Origin of the sequence: Sphingobacterium sp. lm-10, assembly GCF_023554555.1 — a bacterium.
GTDB lineage: Bacteria > Bacteroidota > Bacteroidia > Sphingobacteriales > Sphingobacteriaceae > Sphingobacterium.
Genome location: NZ_JAMJWC010000002.1, coordinates 19961 through 38240, shown reverse-complemented (window position 1 = coordinate 38240; position 18280 = coordinate 19961). Strand labels below are relative to the sequence as shown.

18 protein-coding genes are annotated in these 18280 nt (G+C 43.3%); 13 read left to right on the top strand and 5 right to left on the bottom strand.

Annotated elements, in window-relative coordinates; translation table 11 throughout:
• Positions 1-68: 68 nt before the first annotated feature.
• Positions 69-740: a uracil-DNA glycosylase gene (ung, locus tag M8998_RS10055; RefSeq protein WP_249992478.1), complete on the top strand. Its 672-nt coding sequence runs from the start codon at positions 69-71 to the stop codon at positions 738-740.
• A 6-nt stretch (positions 741-746) separates the two neighbouring features.
• Here the strand turns inward: ung and M8998_RS10050 are convergent, their stop codons facing one another.
• Together M8998_RS10050 and M8998_RS10045 are read right to left on the bottom strand one after the other, a co-directional pair.
• Positions 747-1814 (bottom strand): DUF6695 family protein, encoded by a 1068-nt coding sequence (locus M8998_RS10050; protein ID WP_249992477.1) that lies wholly within the window; start codon positions 1812-1814, stop codon positions 747-749.
• A gap of 14 nt (positions 1815-1828) precedes the next feature.
• Positions 1829-2299: an Lrp/AsnC family transcriptional regulator gene (locus tag M8998_RS10045; protein ID WP_249992476.1), complete on the bottom strand. Its 471-nt coding sequence runs from the start codon at positions 2297-2299 to the stop codon at positions 1829-1831.
• A 318-nt stretch (positions 2300-2617) separates the two neighbouring features.
• On the opposite strand from M8998_RS10045, the gene sufB reads away from it, so the two are divergent.
• From sufB to sufD, 3 genes are all read left to right on the top strand, one after another.
• Positions 2618-4069: a Fe-S cluster assembly protein SufB gene (sufB, locus tag M8998_RS10040; RefSeq protein WP_249992475.1), complete on the top strand. Its 1452-nt coding sequence runs from the start codon at positions 2618-2620 to the stop codon at positions 4067-4069.
• Between the two features lie 75 nt (positions 4070-4144).
• Positions 4145-4903, top strand: coding sequence for a Fe-S cluster assembly ATPase SufC (sufC, locus tag M8998_RS10035; RefSeq protein WP_249992474.1), 759 nt, complete (start codon positions 4145-4147; stop codon positions 4901-4903).
• Between the two features lie 48 nt (positions 4904-4951).
• Complete coding sequence (sufD, locus tag M8998_RS10030; RefSeq protein ID WP_249992473.1) at positions 4952-6265, top strand: Fe-S cluster assembly protein SufD; 1314 nt, start codon at positions 4952-4954, stop codon at positions 6263-6265.
• A 58-nt stretch (positions 6266-6323) separates the two neighbouring features.
• Here sufD and M8998_RS10025 read toward each other — a convergent pair whose 3' ends face one another.
• Together M8998_RS10025 and M8998_RS10020 are read right to left on the bottom strand one after the other, a co-directional pair.
• Complete coding sequence (locus M8998_RS10025) at positions 6324-7154, bottom strand: MBL fold metallo-hydrolase (protein ID WP_249992472.1); 831 nt, start codon at positions 7152-7154, stop codon at positions 6324-6326.
• A gap of 66 nt (positions 7155-7220) precedes the next feature.
• On the bottom strand, positions 7221-7943 hold the full coding sequence (locus M8998_RS10020; RefSeq protein ID WP_249992471.1) for a ThuA domain-containing protein: 723 nt from the start codon (positions 7941-7943) through the stop codon (positions 7221-7223).
• Between the two features lie 243 nt (positions 7944-8186).
• On the opposite strand from M8998_RS10020, the gene secA reads away from it, so the two are divergent.
• From secA to M8998_RS09995, 5 genes are read left to right on the top strand one after another with little or no spacing between them, the layout of a single operon-like run.
• The gene (gene secA / locus M8998_RS10015) at positions 8187-11492 is read left to right on the top strand and encodes a preprotein translocase subunit SecA (RefSeq protein WP_249992470.1); all 3306 of its coding nucleotides are present in this window, start codon (positions 8187-8189) and stop codon (positions 11490-11492) included.
• Between the two features lie 12 nt (positions 11493-11504).
• A complete protein-coding gene (locus M8998_RS10010) occupies positions 11505-11960 on the top strand; it encodes an SPOR domain-containing protein (RefSeq protein ID WP_249992469.1) in 456 nt (151 codons plus the stop codon).
• Between the two features lie 21 nt (positions 11961-11981).
• Positions 11982-13166: a M20 metallopeptidase family protein gene (locus M8998_RS10005; protein WP_249992468.1), complete on the top strand. Its 1185-nt coding sequence runs from the start codon at positions 11982-11984 to the stop codon at positions 13164-13166.
• Positions 13167-13172: 6 nt separating this feature from the next.
• On the top strand, positions 13173-13742 hold the full coding sequence (locus M8998_RS10000) for a thiamine diphosphokinase (protein ID WP_249992467.1): 570 nt from the start codon (positions 13173-13175) through the stop codon (positions 13740-13742).
• Entirely contained in the window at positions 13739-14230 is a 492-nt protein-coding gene (locus M8998_RS09995) for a GNAT family N-acetyltransferase (protein WP_249992466.1), read from the top strand. Before M8998_RS10000 ends, M8998_RS09995 begins: the two co-directional genes overlap by 4 nt.
• A 7-nt stretch (positions 14231-14237) precedes the next feature.
• Here M8998_RS09995 and M8998_RS09990 read toward each other — a convergent pair whose 3' ends face one another.
• Entirely contained in the window at positions 14238-15551 is a 1314-nt protein-coding gene (locus M8998_RS09990; RefSeq protein ID WP_249992465.1) for a M20/M25/M40 family metallo-hydrolase, read from the bottom strand.
• Positions 15552-15718: 167 nt separating this feature from the next.
• Between M8998_RS09990 and M8998_RS09985 the strand changes: the two genes are divergently transcribed.
• The 4 genes from M8998_RS09985 to M8998_RS09970 all read left to right on the top strand — a co-directional run bounded on the left by M8998_RS09985 (position 15719) and on the right by M8998_RS09970 (position 18243).
• Entirely contained in the window at positions 15719-16033 is a 315-nt protein-coding gene (locus M8998_RS09985; RefSeq protein ID WP_249992464.1) for a rhodanese-like domain-containing protein, read from the top strand.
• A gap of 200 nt (positions 16034-16233) precedes the next feature.
• Positions 16234-17658: a Glu/Leu/Phe/Val family dehydrogenase gene (locus M8998_RS09980; RefSeq protein WP_249992463.1), complete on the top strand. Its 1425-nt coding sequence runs from the start codon at positions 16234-16236 to the stop codon at positions 17656-17658.
• 31 nt (positions 17659-17689) lie between these two features.
• Positions 17690-17980 carry a hypothetical protein gene (locus tag M8998_RS09975; protein ID WP_249992462.1) on the top strand — a complete coding sequence of 97 codons (291 nt, stop codon included), beginning with the start codon at positions 17690-17692 and terminating at the stop codon, positions 17978-17980.
• 11 nt (positions 17981-17991) lie between these two features.
• Positions 17992-18243 (top strand): DUF6358 family protein, encoded by a 252-nt coding sequence (locus tag M8998_RS09970; protein ID WP_249992461.1) that lies wholly within the window; start codon positions 17992-17994, stop codon positions 18241-18243.
• The last annotated feature ends 37 nt before the right edge of the window (positions 18244-18280 follow it).

Below are 18280 nucleotides of genomic sequence, written 5' to 3'. Positions count from 1 at the left end.
AAATATCCGATAATTAATAGAGGTATCCAATTGTGTGCCACAATTAAACGAAAATTGTACATTTGAGTATGTCGAAAAGATATCATGAAAGTTGGACACCTATTTTAAAACCACTGTTCGAACAGCCTTCTATGCGTGCTCTATCACAGTTTGTGCAGAAGGAGCGGAAAATCGCCCAAGTATTTCCTCCAGAAGACCTGGTTTTTAATGCATTCCGTCTAACGCCCTTGCCAGAAGTCAAAGTCGTTATTCTTGGTCAAGATCCTTATCATAATATTGGTCAAGCACATGGCTTATCTTTTTCTGTGCCTTCAGGAGTCGCCATTCCGCCTTCTTTAAAAAATATCTATACCGAGCTGGTGGATGATATTCCTGGTTTTGTATATCCGCGCGGTGGTGATCTAACAAAATGGGCGGAGCAAGGCGTACTATTGCTTAATGCAACATTGACCGTGCGCGCTCATGAGGCCGCGTCGCATCAGAAGCGAGGTTGGGAACAATTTACAGACGCCATTATTCAATCCGTTTCAGCGCAGTGTGCAGGAGTTGTTTTTATACTGTGGGGAAGCTATGCCATTAAAAAATCGGCATTGATTGATCAAACAAAGCATTTGGTTTTGACATCAGTACATCCGTCGCCATTATCGGTATATCGCGGGTTTCATGGATCTAAGCCATTTTCGCGCACCAATGCATATCTCATGCAGCAGGGAAAGAAGCCTATTAATTGGCAGGTATAAGAAAACCTACGCGTATAGCTCTTTTACAATTTCGAACTTGAAATCTTCTTTCTGAAGCTGTTTAACATGGCTAATGCGTATTTTGATGTCGTTCTGTTCAATATGCGTAAATAGCAGGTGACTATCGTAAACAACCCTCCAAGGAGCATCTGTTTGGATGTCTGCGCTGGATTCTCCCTGCACCACATATTCTAACTCACCGTGTGTAGTGAACCGCTTGATCATAAATTGCCGATCGCCGAGATGGGTGACGGCATACCATGCCCCATCGCCCACACCGCCAAGATAGGTGGCGTTTTTAGGAATAGTAATCGGTTTAGAACGAAAATCAACCGCTCCAATAATCTGGTCGTTTGGCAAAAGATTGGATTTCTTCTGAGAAACGTTATCACCTAATTGCTTGATCAAGAACCAAAAAGATTTCCAGCGATTCATGTGAAAATATTGAAGCCCTTTTGTAGGGCAAAATGAATAGATCATCCTGTTGTTCACGACATTGACTACGTTGCTGATCGGGCTTGCTTTGAAAGTCTCAGGGAGGTTGATACCATGCCAATAATGGTATTTTTTGGATGCTTTCATCAGCATGCGTGTGATGAATCTGGAGCAGTTATTATTGTGTCGTGCCACAGCACCATACGGATAGGTACCTCTCTCCACCCAAGAGTCGCCAAAATGCTTTGCTAAAATAAAGTTGACGTTCTCGGCGACAGAAAAATATAACTGCCCCTCCCCGTACATGGCGCTTTTTAAGGTTTCGAAATAACGTACAATCTCCTCCAAATTGGTGATCTGTCCATCCTTTACATGTGCTTTGAGCCCGATAATAAGGCGGGGGTCGGAATCCTGAGAACGTGCTCTACCATATCCTCGCGGCGATATGTAACGTCCGAAATCGTAAAAACGCATATTTCCAGTGGCTTTTTCTACCAAGACAATACCGGTATGGCCTACTTTAAAATTAAGGTTTTTTACGAATCCAATTTTCTTAAAAAACATCATCCACTTCTCGTCCCCGCGGATAGTCGCATCGGGCCAGGTAAGTATGATTGCAAGATCACTGAATGTATGCATAAAAGTAGCTAGACTTAGTATTGAAGGGGTACGATAGGTTGTTTTTTGCTTGTTGACATAATGACCATGGTCTGGAAAGTTTTTACGTAAGGAATCTTTGTGATTTTTTCCATAATCACACCCTCATAGGCTTTGATATCTCTTACATATACCTTTAGAATAAAATCGCAGTTACCTGTGACGTGGTGGCACTCGGTGACTTCAGGTATCTCCAAGACAGCATCGACAAATTTCGGTATCGCATCCTGCGTATGAAAATCGAGCGAGATCTGTATGAAAGATTTTATGCCTAAGCCCAGTTTTTCCTCGTCCACAAACGCATGATAGCTCTTAATGAAGCCCGAGTTTTCTAATTTACGAACGCGCTCCAGCGTTGGTGCAGGAGATAGGCCAATGCTCGTGGCTAGCTGCAAATTAGTGATGCGGCCATTCTCTTGCAGCAATTTTAAGATTTTAAGATCTGTCTTGTCAGGCTGGTAGGGCATTACAATAAAATTTTGTGAAATGTAAATATACAATATTTTATTTGCTGCTGTATTTTTACAGTAGGTAATCATAGTGCAATATTTTACTTTTCTGTCATTGCGCATAGTAGTGGGTCATCATAGGCAAATTACCAACCTAATTGGTAGGTAGGGCTTTATCTGCCATTTTTAATGAATTTTGGACTTTGATGAATAATGCATTTTTTAAGATAATCGCCACGAATGGTGGTTGGCGATAGTGCGTTATTCCTATTAAAATGCTAAATTTGCAAATTGAAAATAGGGCAACTACAGGTTGCTTCATAAGGTGAAAGAGATATGAGTACCAAAGACGACGAATTACTAAAAGAGCTTGAGCACGAGGAGTATAAATATGGGTTTACGACCGATATTGATATGGAGATCGCGCCGAAGGGTCTTAACGAAGATACTGTACGCCTGATTTCTGCTAAGAAAAATGAGCCGGAATGGCTATTGGAATGGCGGTTGAAGGCATTTCGCCATTTTCAAAGTATGGATATGCCGACTTGGCAGAACTTTGATAATCCAGAAGTGGATTTTCAGGATCTTTCTTACTATGCCGCTCCAAAAGCGAAAAAGCTGTTAAACAGCATGGACGAAGTAGATCCAGAATTATTATCCACGTTTGCCAAATTGGGCATCCCATTGGATGAGCAGAAGGTTTTAGCTGGTGTGGTAGCAGTAGATGCGGTATTTGATTCCGTGTCCGTGAAAACCACATTCCGGGAAAAACTGAAAGAAAAAGGGGTTATATTTTGCTCTTTCGGTGAGGCGGTTCAAGAATACCCGGAACTGATCAAAACCTATTTGGGTACGGTAGTGCCTCAAACAGATAATATCTATGCGGCATTAAATTCTGCGGTATTCTCCGATGGTTCGTTTGTCTATATTCCTAAAGGTGTTCGTTGCCCCATGGAGCTTTCTACCTACTTCCGGATCAATGCTCAAAATACGGGACAATTCGAGCGTACGTTAATCGTTGCAGATGAAGGAGCTTATGTCTCTTACCTGGAGGGATGTACCGCTCCGATGCGTGACGAAAATCAATTGCATGCTGCCGTAGTAGAGCTTATTGCGATGAAAGATGCCGAAATAAAGTACTCTACCGTACAAAACTGGTATCCAGGCGATAAAGACGGTAAAGGTGGTATTTTTAACTTCGTGACCAAACGGGGTATCTGTAAAGGAGATAACTCTAAGATTTCCTGGACACAAGTAGAAACCGGTTCGGCCATTACTTGGAAATATCCTGGTGTTATCTTGAAAGGTGATAATAGTGTGGGCGAATTTTATTCCGTAGCGATGACGCGTAACCGTCAGGTAGCAGATACGGGGACCAAGATGATCCACTTGGGTAAAAACACCAAGTCGAAAATCATTTCAAAAGGTATTTCAGCCGGATTGAGCCATAATAGTTACAGAGGTTTGGTGAAGATCGGACCTAACGCAGATCAAGCGCGGAACTTCACGCAGTGCGATTCATTATTGATTGGCGATCGTTGTGGAGCCCATACCTTCCCGTACATAGAAAGTAAAAACAAATCGGCCAAGCTAGAGCACGAAGCGACAACGTCCAAAATTGGAGAAGATCAGGTGTTTTACTTAAATCAGCGAGGAATCGATCCAGAGAAAGCTGTTGGGCTAATTGTGAATGGATACGCCAAGGAAGTGCTGAATCAACTTCCTATGGAGTTTGCCGTAGAAGCGCAAAAACTGCTGGCCATATCATTAGAAGGATCAGTAGGATAAGCAAATTAAAAAGCAATACACGATTTTGGATGAGTTGCAACGCACTTTTTCCGAATGAACAAATAATAAAATAGCATGTTAAAGATTGAGAATTTACACGCCTCTGTAGAGGATAAAAACATATTAAAAGGATTAAATCTGGAAGTGAAAGCGGGTGAAGTACACGCGATCATGGGGCCAAACGGTGCGGGCAAAAGTACGTTAGGTAATGTACTAGCCGGTCGCGAATCCTATGAAGTAACGGATGGTACCGCGCTACTAGATGGCGTAGATCTATTAGACCTTTCTCCAGAAGATCGTGCACGTGAAGGTCTGTTTTTGGCTTTCCAGTATCCTGTGGAGATTCCGGGCGTTTCCAATATCAACTTCCTGAAAACAGCATTGAACGATATTCGTGAGTACAAAGGCTTGCCGCCATTAGAAGCCAAAGAGTTCTTACAGTTGGTAAAAGACAAGCAAAAGTTGGTCGAGTTCTCTGCTAAACTAACAAACAGATCTTTAAACGAAGGCTTCTCTGGTGGAGAGAAAAAACGTAATGAGATCTTTCAGTTAGCGATGCTTAATCCTAAGCTTTCTATTTTGGATGAAACAGACTCAGGTTTGGATATCGATGCACTACGTATCGTAGCGAATGGCGTGAATCAACTACGTTCCGAAAACAATGCATTCGTCGTAATTACGCATTACCAACGTCTGTTAGATTATATCGTGCCAGATTTTGTACACGTATTATACAATGGTCGCATTGTAAAAACAGGTCCTAAAGAGTTGGCCTTAGAATTGGAAGAAAAAGGTTACGATTGGTTAAAAGAATTAGATACGCAGACGGCCTAAACTAGGGAAAAGAAAGGGAAGGTTATGAGTGTATTGACAACAAAAAATATGAGTACAATAACAGCAGAATCTCTGTTTCAACAATTGACAACGACTTTCCATGATCTGGAGAAGATCGATGAGCCAGCTGCCTTAGCAGCGATTCGTCAGGAAGCGTTCGCAAAGTTTGAACAGGCAGGGTTTCCTACGGTAAAAAATGAAGATTGGAAATATACCAATATCTATAGTCTGGTACAGGCACCCTATGTGCTGAATAGTGATGTGGATGTGGCCGATCTTGATCTGAGCCAGGCAGACATTCCAGAATTGGATGCGCACCGCCTGGTGTTGGTCAATGGCCAATATACGGTGGCTTTTTCCAGCCTGGAAGAGGAAGATGGTTTGGTGGTGAAGCCAATTGAAGATGCTGCCAATGATCCGCAATTTGCTCGTCATTTTGCGCAGCATGCCGACAAGACAGATAATGCTTTGGTGTACCTTAATACCGCATTGTATACTGCGGGTATCTTTATTGAGGCAAAGCGTAATGCGGTGGTGCGTAAACCAATCCACTTGGTGCATGTGGCTACAGGTAGCGAAGCGTTTTTTGCCCAAACTAGAAATCTGATCGTTGCCGGAGCAAACTCGGAGTTAGAAGTAATCGAATCATTCATCACATTAGCAGGCAGTGCGAAAAACCTACACAACAAGGTGACGGAAGTAGTGCTGGAAGAGAATGCAAAGATGCAACATTACTACTTGCAGGTTTCTGATTCAACGAGCAACTACATCAACCATACAGAAGTATACCAGAATAAGCACAGTCTGTATAATAACTATAACTGTAATTTCCCTGGTGCCACATTCGTGCGTAACAACATCAATGTGCGCCTGGATGATGAGCAGGTAGAGTCGCATTTGTACGGAATCAATCTCTTGGCCAACAAGCAATTGGTGGATAACCATACCATTGTAGATCACATGAAGCCACATTGTGAGTCGTACGAGTGGTACAAAAATATTCCGCAAGACGAATCTACAGCAGTATTTAATGGAAAGATCTTTGTACGCTTAGATGCACAGAAAACAAATGCTTTTCAGCAGAATAATAATATGTTGATCGGCGACAAATCTACTGTATACACCAAGCCACAGTTGGAAATTTTTGCTGATGATGTGAAATGTTCGCACGGTTGTACGATGGGTCAGTTCGACGATCAGGCATTATTCTATCTTCGCGCCAGAGGTATTGGAGAAGAATCGGCACGGACTTTATTGGTACATGCATTCGCATTCGATGTTACTTCTCGTTTCTCTAACGAATCTGTTCGTAAGTATGTAGAAGCGTTGGTGGCGCAAGGATTGGAGCCTCGTCAGAACTAGCATAAGACAATAATTAATATAAAGCCAAAAGCGTCTGATGTTTCATCAGGCGCTTTTTTTATACCACTTCGCGCATCAACGGCGAGGTAATCTCTGCTACGATGGCTTGCTGCGTACTCGTTTGATGAAAGTCTATCAGATCAAAGATGATGGAAGCCTGATGTCTTGTCGCAATGGATAGGGTGATGTCTGCGCAGTGCGGCGAGAAAGTTTCCTGTACTTTTTCTACTGTATTATTTTGGCCGGATAGATGCCCCAAGATTAGATGTTTCAATCGCTTTGTGCGGTTTTCCAAAAATAAAGCTAATGCCATATTATTAGATATATGCCCAAAGCCACCACGAATCCGGTTTTTGAGATAGTACGAGTAGCGTCCGTTTTGCAACATCTCTTCATCATAATTGCTCTCCAAAAGCAATACATCCACGTGCTGCACCACATGTTTCACATTGTCGCAGGCCTGGCCAAGGTCCGTGAGAATACCGATATTATTTTTGCCGTCAGACACGACAAAACTGCAGGGTTCTTTGGCGTCATGGTATTTTGGAATCCCAATAATCTCCAACGGCCCAATATGCACGCGTTCATTAGACTTAATAACACGTACCAAATGTGCGGGCAACCGCAGTTTGCTACCATCTAAGGTGCCTTGCGTGATGTAAATGGGTAAGTCGTATTTCTTCGCAAAAACGGAGAGCCCGCAGATATGATCGGTATGTTCGTGCGTGATGAAGATCGCCTTCACCTGAGTGGGTAGGATCCCCAACTGATCCATACGTAAGTGCATGTGTTTGTTGTTGATGCCTACATCGATTAATACAGCTGTATCATCCTTAGCGATATAATAACAGTTACCATTACTTCCGGAAGCGATCGAGCAATATTTCATTGGTAGCAAAAATAAGGAAAAATAATCCGCCAGTCAAAGCCTGCCAGATGCTGTCGATTAATCTGTCTAGCGCTCACCAATGGCATAAGAGATGCCACCTAATATGTGTTGAAGAAATTCGGCTTCCTCATACGCTTCCTTCGTATGCCCTAATGCGGTATAAAATGCACGCCCTCCGTCGTATTTATGATACCAGGATACGGGGTGAAATGAACCCATCTTACCTCCCTGATAGCTGTTTTCATCGATGGTCATCAAAATGTTGACATCAGGATTCATGCTTTTAAAATCATACCACTCATCTTTGTGATGCCAAATTTCAGGAAGATGGGCTGTCGCTGGATGGACATGGTCTTGTACATGTACGTCGGCATGTTGTACTTCAGGATGGCTTTCGAAATACCCTCCCACCATTTTTCCGTACCATGGCCAGCTGTATTCGGTGTCGCTGGCAGCATGAATACCAACAAAGCCTTTTCCTCCTTGAATAAAACGGACGAAAGCATTCTTCTGATCTGCATTCAGAATATCCCCGGTCGTACTCAAAAATAGGACAGCTTGGTACTGCTTGAGTTGGTCATCTGTAAATACATCCGAATCTTCACTGTGCGTCACCGCAAAACCATGCTGTTGGCCTAATTGCTGAATTGCTTCTGCTCCCTTCTCAATGCTGTCGTGTCGAAAACCAGTAGTCTTAGAGAATACCAGCACGCGCGGTACATCCTGCGCGATGCTTGTTGAGATAGCAGATACAAAGACAAGAACTAGAAGAGAAAGGTTTTTCATCATGTTTATAGGTTGATTATTAAAGGTATCATTTATTTCTCAAAAAGGTCAAATTCTTCCTGAGATATGCGCTGTATCGGCGTCCTTTAGCCCTGTATTAAGGCAATTAAAAAAAACAGTAAAAAAACAGTGATAAGCTGTTACTTATCATTGCTAATAATTAAATTTGCCCGATTAGTGCCAAATTGTCTGTTTAGGAACTTTGGATTTATTATTGTGCACTACTGAGTACAGATTAAAAAGATTATGTTAAAATTCTTAAGTAAATTATTTGGTAGCAAGTCTGAGCGGGATATCAAAGGAATACAACCTATAGTAAATAAAATCAAGGAAGAGTATGAGAAGCTTGCTAGCTTATCAAATGATGATCTGAGAGCCAAGACAGCAGAATTCAAAAGTCGTATTGCCGCGTATCTGAAAGAGATTGATGATGAGATCGCGAGCTTAAAAGAGCAGGCTGAAAGTACCGAAGATATGGAGACCAAAACGGCCTACTATGAGAAGGTAGATAAGCTCACTAAAGATAGAGATAAGAAACTGGAGGAAGTACTTTTGGAGATCTTGCCAGAAGCCTTTGCTGTGGTAAAAGATACGGCCAGACGTTTCACAGAAAATAAGGAAATTTCGGTTACCGCTAGCCAGTTTGACCGCGACATCGCAGCCTTGAAGCCCAATGTCTCTATACAAGGCGATCAAGCTGTCTGGAAAAATAGCTGGTCTGCTGCAGGTACAGAGGTAACCTGGAATATGGTGCACTACGATGTGCAACTCATTGGTGGTATTGTACTGCACCAAGGTAAAATATCGGAAATGGGTACTGGTGAGGGAAAGACCTTGGTAGGTACATTGCCGACTTACCTCAATGCATTATCTGGTCAGGGTATGCATATCATCACGGTGAATGATTACTTAGCACGTCGTGACTCGGAGTGGAATGGTCCGTTGTTTGAATTTCACGGTTTAAGTGTAGACTGTATTGATAAGCATCAGCCAAATTCACCACAACGTCGCAAGGCGTATCAATCCGATATTGTTTACGGTACTAATAACGAATTTGGTTTTGACTATTTGCGTGATAATATGACGCAAAACCCAGAGGCAATGGTACAGCGCAAACTACACTTTGCGATGATCGATGAGGTGGATTCCGTACTAATTGACGATGCGCGTACACCGTTGATCATTTCTGGTCCAATTCCACGTGGAGATCAACACGAATTTTATCAATTGAAGCCAAGGATTGAGCGTTTGGTAAATGCGCAAAAAGCGTATGTAAACGGCGCCCTGAATCAGGCAAGGAAAGCCATTGCTGCTGGAGATATAGATCCGGAAGCAGGTGGTTTGGCATTATTCCGCGCTTATCGCGGTTTGCCGAAGAATAAAGCGCTGATTAAGTTCCTAAGTGAAAGCAATCACCGCCAGGTGCTACAAAAAGTAGAAAATTTCTACATGGCAGAGCAAAACCGTCACATGCCAAAGGCAGATGAGGAATTGTTCTTCGTGATTGATGAAAAGAACAATCAGGTAGAGCTTACCGAAAAGGGAATTGAGCTGATCACGACTTCTGGAGAAGACCCAACCTTCTTCATCCTACCAGATGTAGGTACAGAGATTGCGGCCATTGAAAACTCCTCTGATCCTTTAGAAGAAAAAGCACGTCAGAAAGAAGAATTATTGCGCGATTACTCCATCAAAGCAGAACGTATTCACTCCATCAACCAATTGTTGAAGGCCTATACTTTGTTTGAGATTGATGATCAATACATCCTGGATGAAGGCAAGGTTAAAATCGTCGATGAGCAAACCGGTCGTATCATGGATGGTCGTCGTTACTCCGACGGTCTACACCAGGCGATTGAGGCGAAAGAAAATGTAAAAGTAGAAGATGCTACGCAGACCTATGCGACCATCACCCTGCAAAACTACTTCCGTATGTACCACAAGTTAGCCGGTATGACGGGTACTGCTTCTACAGAAGCAGGAGAATTGTGGGAAATCTATAAACTCGATGTGGTAGAGATTCCTACAAATCGTGACATACAGCGGGACGATAGACAAGATTATATTTACCGCACAGCACGAGAAAAATACAATGCCGTTGCGCAAGAGATACAAACGCTTACAGATGCACAAAGACCAGTCTTGGTGGGTACTACTTCTGTAGAAATCTCTGAATTATTAAGCCGAATGCTGAAGATGCGCGGCATCAAACACAACGTGCTGAACGCGAAATTGCACCAGAAGGAAGCAGATATCGTGGCAGAAGCAGGTAAGCCTGGTCAGGTAACCATCGCAACGAATATGGCAGGTCGTGGTACGGATATTAAGCTAGCTTCCGAAGTAATTAACGCGGGAGGTTTGGCTATTATCGGTACAGAACGTCACGAATCACGTCGGGTGGATCGTCAGTTACGTGGTCGTGCTGGTCGTCAGGGAGATCCGGGTTCTTCTCAGTTCTTCGTTTCTCTGGAAGATCCATTGATGCGTTTATTCGCTTCAGAACGTATTTCTAATTTGATGGTGCGCATGGGTGTGGAAGATGGTGAAGTGATGCAACACGGCATGCTGACCAAGTCTATTGAACGTGCACAACGCAAAGTAGAAGAAAATAACTTTGGTATACGTAAGCGTCTATTGGAGTATGATGATGTAATGAATTCACAGCGTACCGTCATCTATACAAAGCGTAAAAATGCGTTGTTTGGCGAGCGTCTGGATGTAGATTTAAATAACACCATCTTCGATGTAGTGGAAGATGTGGTGCTTTCATCTAAAGAGGGTGGTTCATTTGAAGAATTTCAAATCGAAGTAATCCGCATCTTCGCTGTGGATCCTGCTATCGCTGAAGAGGAATTTAAATCTGGCAATGTGGCCACGTTGATCGACAAACTATTTGCCCAAATCATGGCGCATTACCAGGAGAAGGCATTGCATGTAGCAGCACAGACACTACCTGTTATGACCAACGTCATGGCAGAGCGTGGAGATATGATTGAGAACGTGGTGGTGCCATTCTCTGATGGCACGCGCGGCATTCAGGTATCTACTAATTTGAAAAAAGCAGTAGAATCTAAAGGCAAGGAAGTATTTAGATCTTTCGAAAAGGGTATAGTTCTTGCTCTAATTGACGAAGCTTGGAAAGAGCATTTACGCGAAATGGATGATTTGAAGCAATCGGTACAAAATGCCGTTTACGAGCAAAAAGATCCGATCGTGATCTATAAAATGGAGGCATACAACCTATTCAAGCAGATGTTGGCCTCTATGAACAAAGAAGTTGTAAGCTTCTTATTCAAAGGAGAAATTCCAGGACAACAAGGTCAACAGGAAGAGCAAGTGAGAGAAGCGCGTCCAGTACCCGCTCAGCCCGCACAGGTCACGGCTTCCAAGCAAGAGCTTTCTTCACCAACAGGTGTTAGTGAAGAGGATGTAGATGACACTCGGGTACCACAGGTGACGGCGCCGATTCGCAAAGAGCAAACGGTAGGCCGTAACGACGAGTGTCCTTGTGGTTCTGGCAAGAAATATAAAAACTGCCACGGCAGTAAATAAGAGACGTTAATCATGGTTAGAAAGGGATTGATTTTATGTGGGTTACTCGGTGGTTTATCTGCCGGAGCATATGCTCAGGAACAGCACGTAGATGTGGTTGTGGATCCAATGATCGCCGCGCTACAAGCGTTCAGGGCAGAGCATGAAATCAATCCTGCTACCCGTCCTACAGTGAGCTTAGCTGATAAGAAAGTTGTGGATAAGCGCAATATGCGGCGGGTACGAACCAGAGGTTTTCGGGTGCAGATTTTTTCCGGTGCTAACCGGACAGACGCCGTATCCGTACAAAATGGTTTCTTACGTCAGTTCAGTGATATGGCTGCGTATATTAATTACGAGGAGCCTAACTTTCGGGTAAAAGTTGGAGACTTCCGTACGCGCACCGAAGCCAATAACTTTATGCGTAAGATCCGCGGGCAGTACAGCAATGTATTTGTTTTTGTAGAAGACATCTGGGTCTGGCAATAAATCACCCTTAACCCCACCATTATGATGATAGAGCAGATCAAAAGCCTAGCCTCTTCCTTCGCAGAAGAAACGGTAGGCATAAGACGGCATTTGCACCAAAATCCTGAGCTTTCTTTTCAGGAATACAATACATCAGCATTTGTAAAACAACGATTGGATGAGTTGCTTATTCCCTACACTGCTATGGCAGATACTGGCGTAGTGGCCTTAGTGCAGGGCGATCTTCCTTCCGATAAAGTGATTGCTTTACGTGCCGACATGGATGCTTTGCCTATTTTGGAAGTGGAAGGTCGCAGCTACGGATCGCAAAATCCTGGTGTGATGCACGCTTGCGGACACGATGTGCATACCTCTTCTTTGTTGGGAGTGGCCAAAATTCTGCAAAGTTTGAAATCACAATTTGGCGGTACCGTTAAACTCATATTTCAGCCTGGTGAGGAGCGTCTTCCTGGAGGAGCTTCGCTCATGATCAAAGAAGGGGTTTTACAAAACCCAACACCCGATGCCATTATCGGCCAACATGTGATGCCACTTATTGAAAGCGGACAAGTTGGATTCCGATCAGGAAAGTATATGGCTTCTTGCGATGAGCTTTTTCTGACGCTTCGTGGTAAAGGTGGGCATGGCGCGCAGCCTCATCAAAATATAGATCCTATTGCGATCACGGCACAAATCATTACCGCTATGCAACAGATCGTGAGTCGCTATGCCGACCCGCGTATCCCTACCGTACTTTCCTGGGGAAAGATCATCGGCAACGGTGCTACCAATGTAATCCCAGATGAGGTAAAGCTAGAAGGTACTTTCCGTACGTTCGACGAGGCATGGAGAGCGGAAGCGCATGAAACGATGACAAAAATGGTCGTTGGCATTGCAGAAGGAATGGGTGCTACGTGCGACTTTAGAATCGACAAGGGATATCCTTTTTTAGTGAACGAACCTTTTACTACGGAAGCAGCACGTGCGTGCGCAGAAGTATACTTAGGGAAAGAAAATGTGTTGGAGCTTGACCTTTGGCCCGCCGCCGAAGATTTCGCATATTACTCTCAGGAAACGAATGCCTGTTTCTACCGTTTGGGTACGGGGAATAAGTCGCGAGGAATCACCTCAGCGGTACATACACCAACTTTTGATATTGATGAGACTGCGTTGGAAACGAGCATAGGCTTAATGTCCTATATTGCGGTCAAGTCGTTGGAGGGGTAGATAAATATGTCATCTCATCATATCGTTCGAGAGAATCAGGAGCCCGCATTGCTCATCATGGATGTAGATGCTATTTCAGAAGATTCACTAGGGCAGTTGTTGGAATGGAGTCCGATTGTCGTCACAATTGATGCGAACGTGGACTTTTTGCTCTCTAGAGGAATCAAGATAGATGTGGTATTTACGTCAGAGCTTGATTTTGTGATCCATCAAGACGGCACGCTAGTATTGCCCATTCAACAGCATGTCCTTTTGGATGCATTAGAGTACCTAAAACAGAAAAAGCAATTCGCGCTCCATATTCTGTGGAATGAATTTCCTGCTGATGCTTTATTGGAACATAGTCAAGCATTCACGTTTGCGGTATATAGTAGGCATTTCAAATACGTCATACGATCTTCCTTTCATAAGTGGATGCCGCAGGAAAGTGTTATGAAAGTTATTGCCATTATTAGCGATTATGCAACCGAAAATTTGAAATCCGTTAGTGATGGAAAATATCGTGCTATTGCAGATGGTTTTGTTAACATACATTCGCGGAGCGGGAATGTATTGATCATAGGAGAAGCATTATGAAACCACGCATTAGACCCGCCGTTGCATCAGATTTCGCGGTGATATCAAAGCTCGCTCATGAGATCTGGTATCCTACCTACAGCCCAATTCTTTCTAAAGAACAGATCGCTTTCATGCTGGATCAGTTGTATTCCCGAGATGGGCTATCGCAAGCAGTAGCGCAAGGCAAAGTGTTTTATTTGCTTTGTGAAGAAGAAAAAGCGATTGGTTTTATCGCTGTTCGGCCAGTTCCGGAAAAAGCCGTTTTTAGAATAGAGAGTTTGTACCTAAATCCTTCCACACAAGGAAAGGGTTATGGTCAGTTATTGATTAATTTCGCGGCCGAATTAGCAAAGGCTCAATCGTTTCACACGTTAGAGCTAAATGTCAACCGTCATAACAAAGCACACTTCTTTTACCGTAAAGTAGGCTTTGTGGTAGCCTACGAAATTGACATTCCATACCATGGCTACGTACTCGACGACTACGTGATGCAGAAGGTGCTTTAATTCACCGCTACTCCCGCAGCTTTTCTACTCGAGTAGGCGTTTGTTCGCCACTCACAATGCCGGTGATACCGTGCGCAATCGCCTCAATACTGGCGCGGATATTCTCGATATCCAACGTGGAAACTTCATCCTTCACGGTATGATAATATTCATCTTTATCAATTTGAGAAGTAGAAAACGTATGTGCTGGAACACCCAAGGCAGCTAATGTCGCATTATCACTTCGGTAAAACAGGTTCTGCTGCGGATAAGGATCCGGATGGAAGGTAAAAGCTGATCCTTTGACCTTTTCTTGTACGAGTTGGCCTAGGTTGGAAGCTTCAAATCCGGTGATATACAAGGTGTTGGGGCCAAACTTGGAGTCTTTGCCAATCATTTCTATGTTGATCATCGCTACGACCTTATCTGGATCTATGTTATTGCCAAAGTGCTTTGAACCATACATACCAATCTCCTCTGCGGTGAAGGCCACAAAAAGTAAGGTGCGCTCATTGTTATCTAAAGCTTTGAAATGTTTTGCTAATGCGATAACTGCGGTTGTCCCTGAAGCGTCATCATCAGCTCCATTAGCAATGGAGTCCTGTCCTACAGCATCAATAATACCAATGTGATCGTAGTGTGCAGAGAGAATTACGTACTCCTCAGGTTTGGATTTTCCAGGAAGCAAGCCTACTACATTAAAAAGGGGGATTTCTTGTTGGTTGCTTTTCGCCGTGAATTGAAAATTTTGAGGTGCGGCATCCTGAATCACGAAAAATTTAGTGGGTGCTTGCTTGGCGTTTGGTGTGACGGGTATTAGACTTTCTTCACCGATCATCTTTTTAAAACGGGTGAGCAATGCTTGGTGTGCCGGATGCACCCATATGATCTCATCTTCTTGCCCTTGCAATGCATGTGCTCTAAAAGCTTGAGAGAAATCATCCCCTTCTGCAATGCTGCTTGTTTTGATGGCCTTATTATGATCCCATTGAAGTTCTCCCGGACGTCCGAAAATCAGAAATTGCTCCGGGCTTAATGCAGCACCATCGACCATCACACTTTGTCCTGCTGCGGATATCCTGTTCAGGTGAAATGTTTGACGGAAATTCTCTTCAGCATACGGCTTAAGGCCAATTTCTTTAAACTCCTGAGCGATAAAATCTGCTGCGCGTTCGATGTCTGGCGTCAAGGCATGTCGGCCGCGCATTTCGTCGGAAGCCAATGTGTTGAGTATGCGTTCGAGGTAAGCCTTTTCGGCGACTTGCGCAGACAGGGTAAGGCTGGATAATACTAGACCAAAAGCAAGACTCAGCTTTTTTATAGAGAAGAAAGGATGGATCATTTGGTAAAAATAAGCAAAACAAATGTGATCTATATACTATTGCTCTTTTCCCGTACAAGTCCTATATTTGACTAGAGCCGTGGTATGGTAATTGCCTTGTGAAACAAGGTAGGCTACTTAAGTTGGCAAACCTTCTGGCTGGATATTAACATAAAATAGAGATACGCATGAAAGAAGTAACCGTAAAAGAGCTTAAGCAAAAGATCGATAATAAGGAAGAGTTTCAATTGATTGACGTTCGTGAACCTTTTGAATACGAAACCTCCAATCTAGACGGCGTCAATATCCCGCTATCAGGCGTGGTGATCGAGGCAGACAAGATCTCCAAAGATATCCCTGTGATTGTACAATGCCGTTCGGGTAAAAGAAGTGCGCAGGCGATCATGCTATTGGAGCAGCAAGGATACACCAATCTTTCCAACTTGAAGGGCGGCATTCTAGCATGGAAAGAAGAGATCGACCCAGAGATGGATGTGTATTAGCACACGATGTAAAAAACAAAAAAACGCTACCTCAAAGGGTAGCGTTTTTTTGTTTGTCTAGGGCAGTGAGCCTGCACGGCATGATTTATGTGTTTTATATGACGATAAAAACTAAACGTCGAACTCGGTTATTGCCGATAATAAATTAACTTTATTACGATACGACAATTATAAACATTAACACAAATTAAAATATTGTTATGGGCAATTCAATACCAAACAATTTCGGTTTTTTTAAAGGGGTAGAAAAGAACTTTGACAAGGCCGCAAAGCACACTAAGTTTTCCAAAGGCATATTAGAGCAGATTAAAGCCTGCAACTCTGTTTTGCAGGTAAAGTTTCCTGTCAAGATCGGGGATAACGTAGAAGTTATCGAGGCCTATCGTATTCAGCACTCGCATCATCGCACACCATGTAAAGGCGGTATTCGCTATAGTATGGCCGTAAATCAGGATGAAGTAATGGCATTAGCTGCACTAATGACGTATAAATGTGCGATTGTGAATGTGCCATTTGGCGGAGCCAAAGGCGGAATCCGTATCGACCCAACTAAATATTCAGAGTATGATCTGGAGAAAATTACGCGTCGATATACCAGCGAATTGGTCAAGAAAAATTTTATTGGTCCAGGTGTGGATGTGCCAGCTCCAGATTATGGAACAGGTGCTCGAGAAATGGCCTGGATAGTGGATACTTACCGCTCTCTGCATCCAAACGAGGTGTATTCTAATGCTTGCGTTACCGGAAAGCCTGTGACACAAGGCGGCGTTCGTGGGCGTGTAGAAGCGACTGGTTTGGGTGTATTTTATGGTGTGCGCGAGGCCTGTCAGATAGAAGAAGATATGAATCATCTTGGCTTATCTGTCGGGATTTCAGGCAAACGGATTATCGTACAAGGCCTAGGTAATGTAGGCTATCATGCGGCAAAATTCTTTCAAGAAGCAGGAGCAATTTTAGTAGGATTGATCGAATACGAAGGGGCTATTTACGATGAAAATGGGCTGGATTTAGAGGAAGTCGTGGCTCACCGAGCTTCTACAGGTTCTATCTTAAACTTTAAAAATGCTAAAAGTGTAGAGAAGTCGAATGAGGTATTAGAATATCCGTGTGATATCTTGATTCCAGCTGCGCTGGAAGCGGTGATCAATGAAAGCAATGCCGACAAGATTCAAGCAAAGATTATTGGCGAGGCAGCGAATGGTCCGCTAACACCAGAAGCGGACGAAGTGTTAAATAAAAAAGGCGTACTGGTTATCCCAGATATTTATCTGAATGCAGGAGGCGTGACGGTATCCTACTTCGAGTGGCTCAAAAACTTAAGTAACGTACGTTATGGTCGTCTAGAAAAGCGTTTCGATGAAAATATGTACGCGGAGATTTTGAATATCATCGAGGGGATGACCGATAAGAAGGTGTCTAAGATGGAAAAAAAGATCCTACTGCGCGGACCAGATGAGATCGACTTAGTGCATTCTGGCTTGGAAGACACCATGATTGGCGCCTATCGTGAGGTGTGGGATATTTGGAAAAATAGAGAGGGTGTAGAAGATTTACGAACAGCGGCATTTGTCTGTGCGATCGACAAAGTGGGTGTCGCCTACCAAGAGTTAGGTATTTTCCCATAGCAAGCACCATTTCAAAAGGTATATTTGCAGTATGCAGAAAATCTATCGCCAGACTAAGCAAGCTTTTTTGTTTAGTCTGGTTTTTTATAGTCTTTCATTGGTGCTGATCGTGTTTCAGCTGCCTATCGCGCCCGTGATGGTGAGCGTATCCCTGTTGTTATCTATGATCTGGGTCATTCTGGTGATTCGGGAAATTATGCGGTCTCCACATATTGATAACATCGAGCGGCTGGGACTCGCTTTTTTCATTATTATGCTTAATATTCTTGCCGGAATTATTTATTTCACTCTTATCCGTCGCAAAGTGACGGGTATTTCCTAAAAGTTGCTCCTATGACTAAAAAAGTAATTTTCAACGTAATACTGAATTTAGGAATCATTTTGATGATTATGAGTACAGTAGCGGCATATCGTGTGGGGCATGTATTATTCTTCGGCCTGTCTATTGCGCTGATCGTGGTGTTTATCTATCTGAAAGTGGTATTGCTGAAATATGTCAGTCGCACCGTGCGTGCGCAGTCGCAAGAGCAAAAGGTTGCATCGCAGCCTCAACGCAAAGCAAAAAAGAAGAAGTTATCTAAATAAGGCTATGGAAAATAAAAAAACGTCTTTGCGAGGAAGC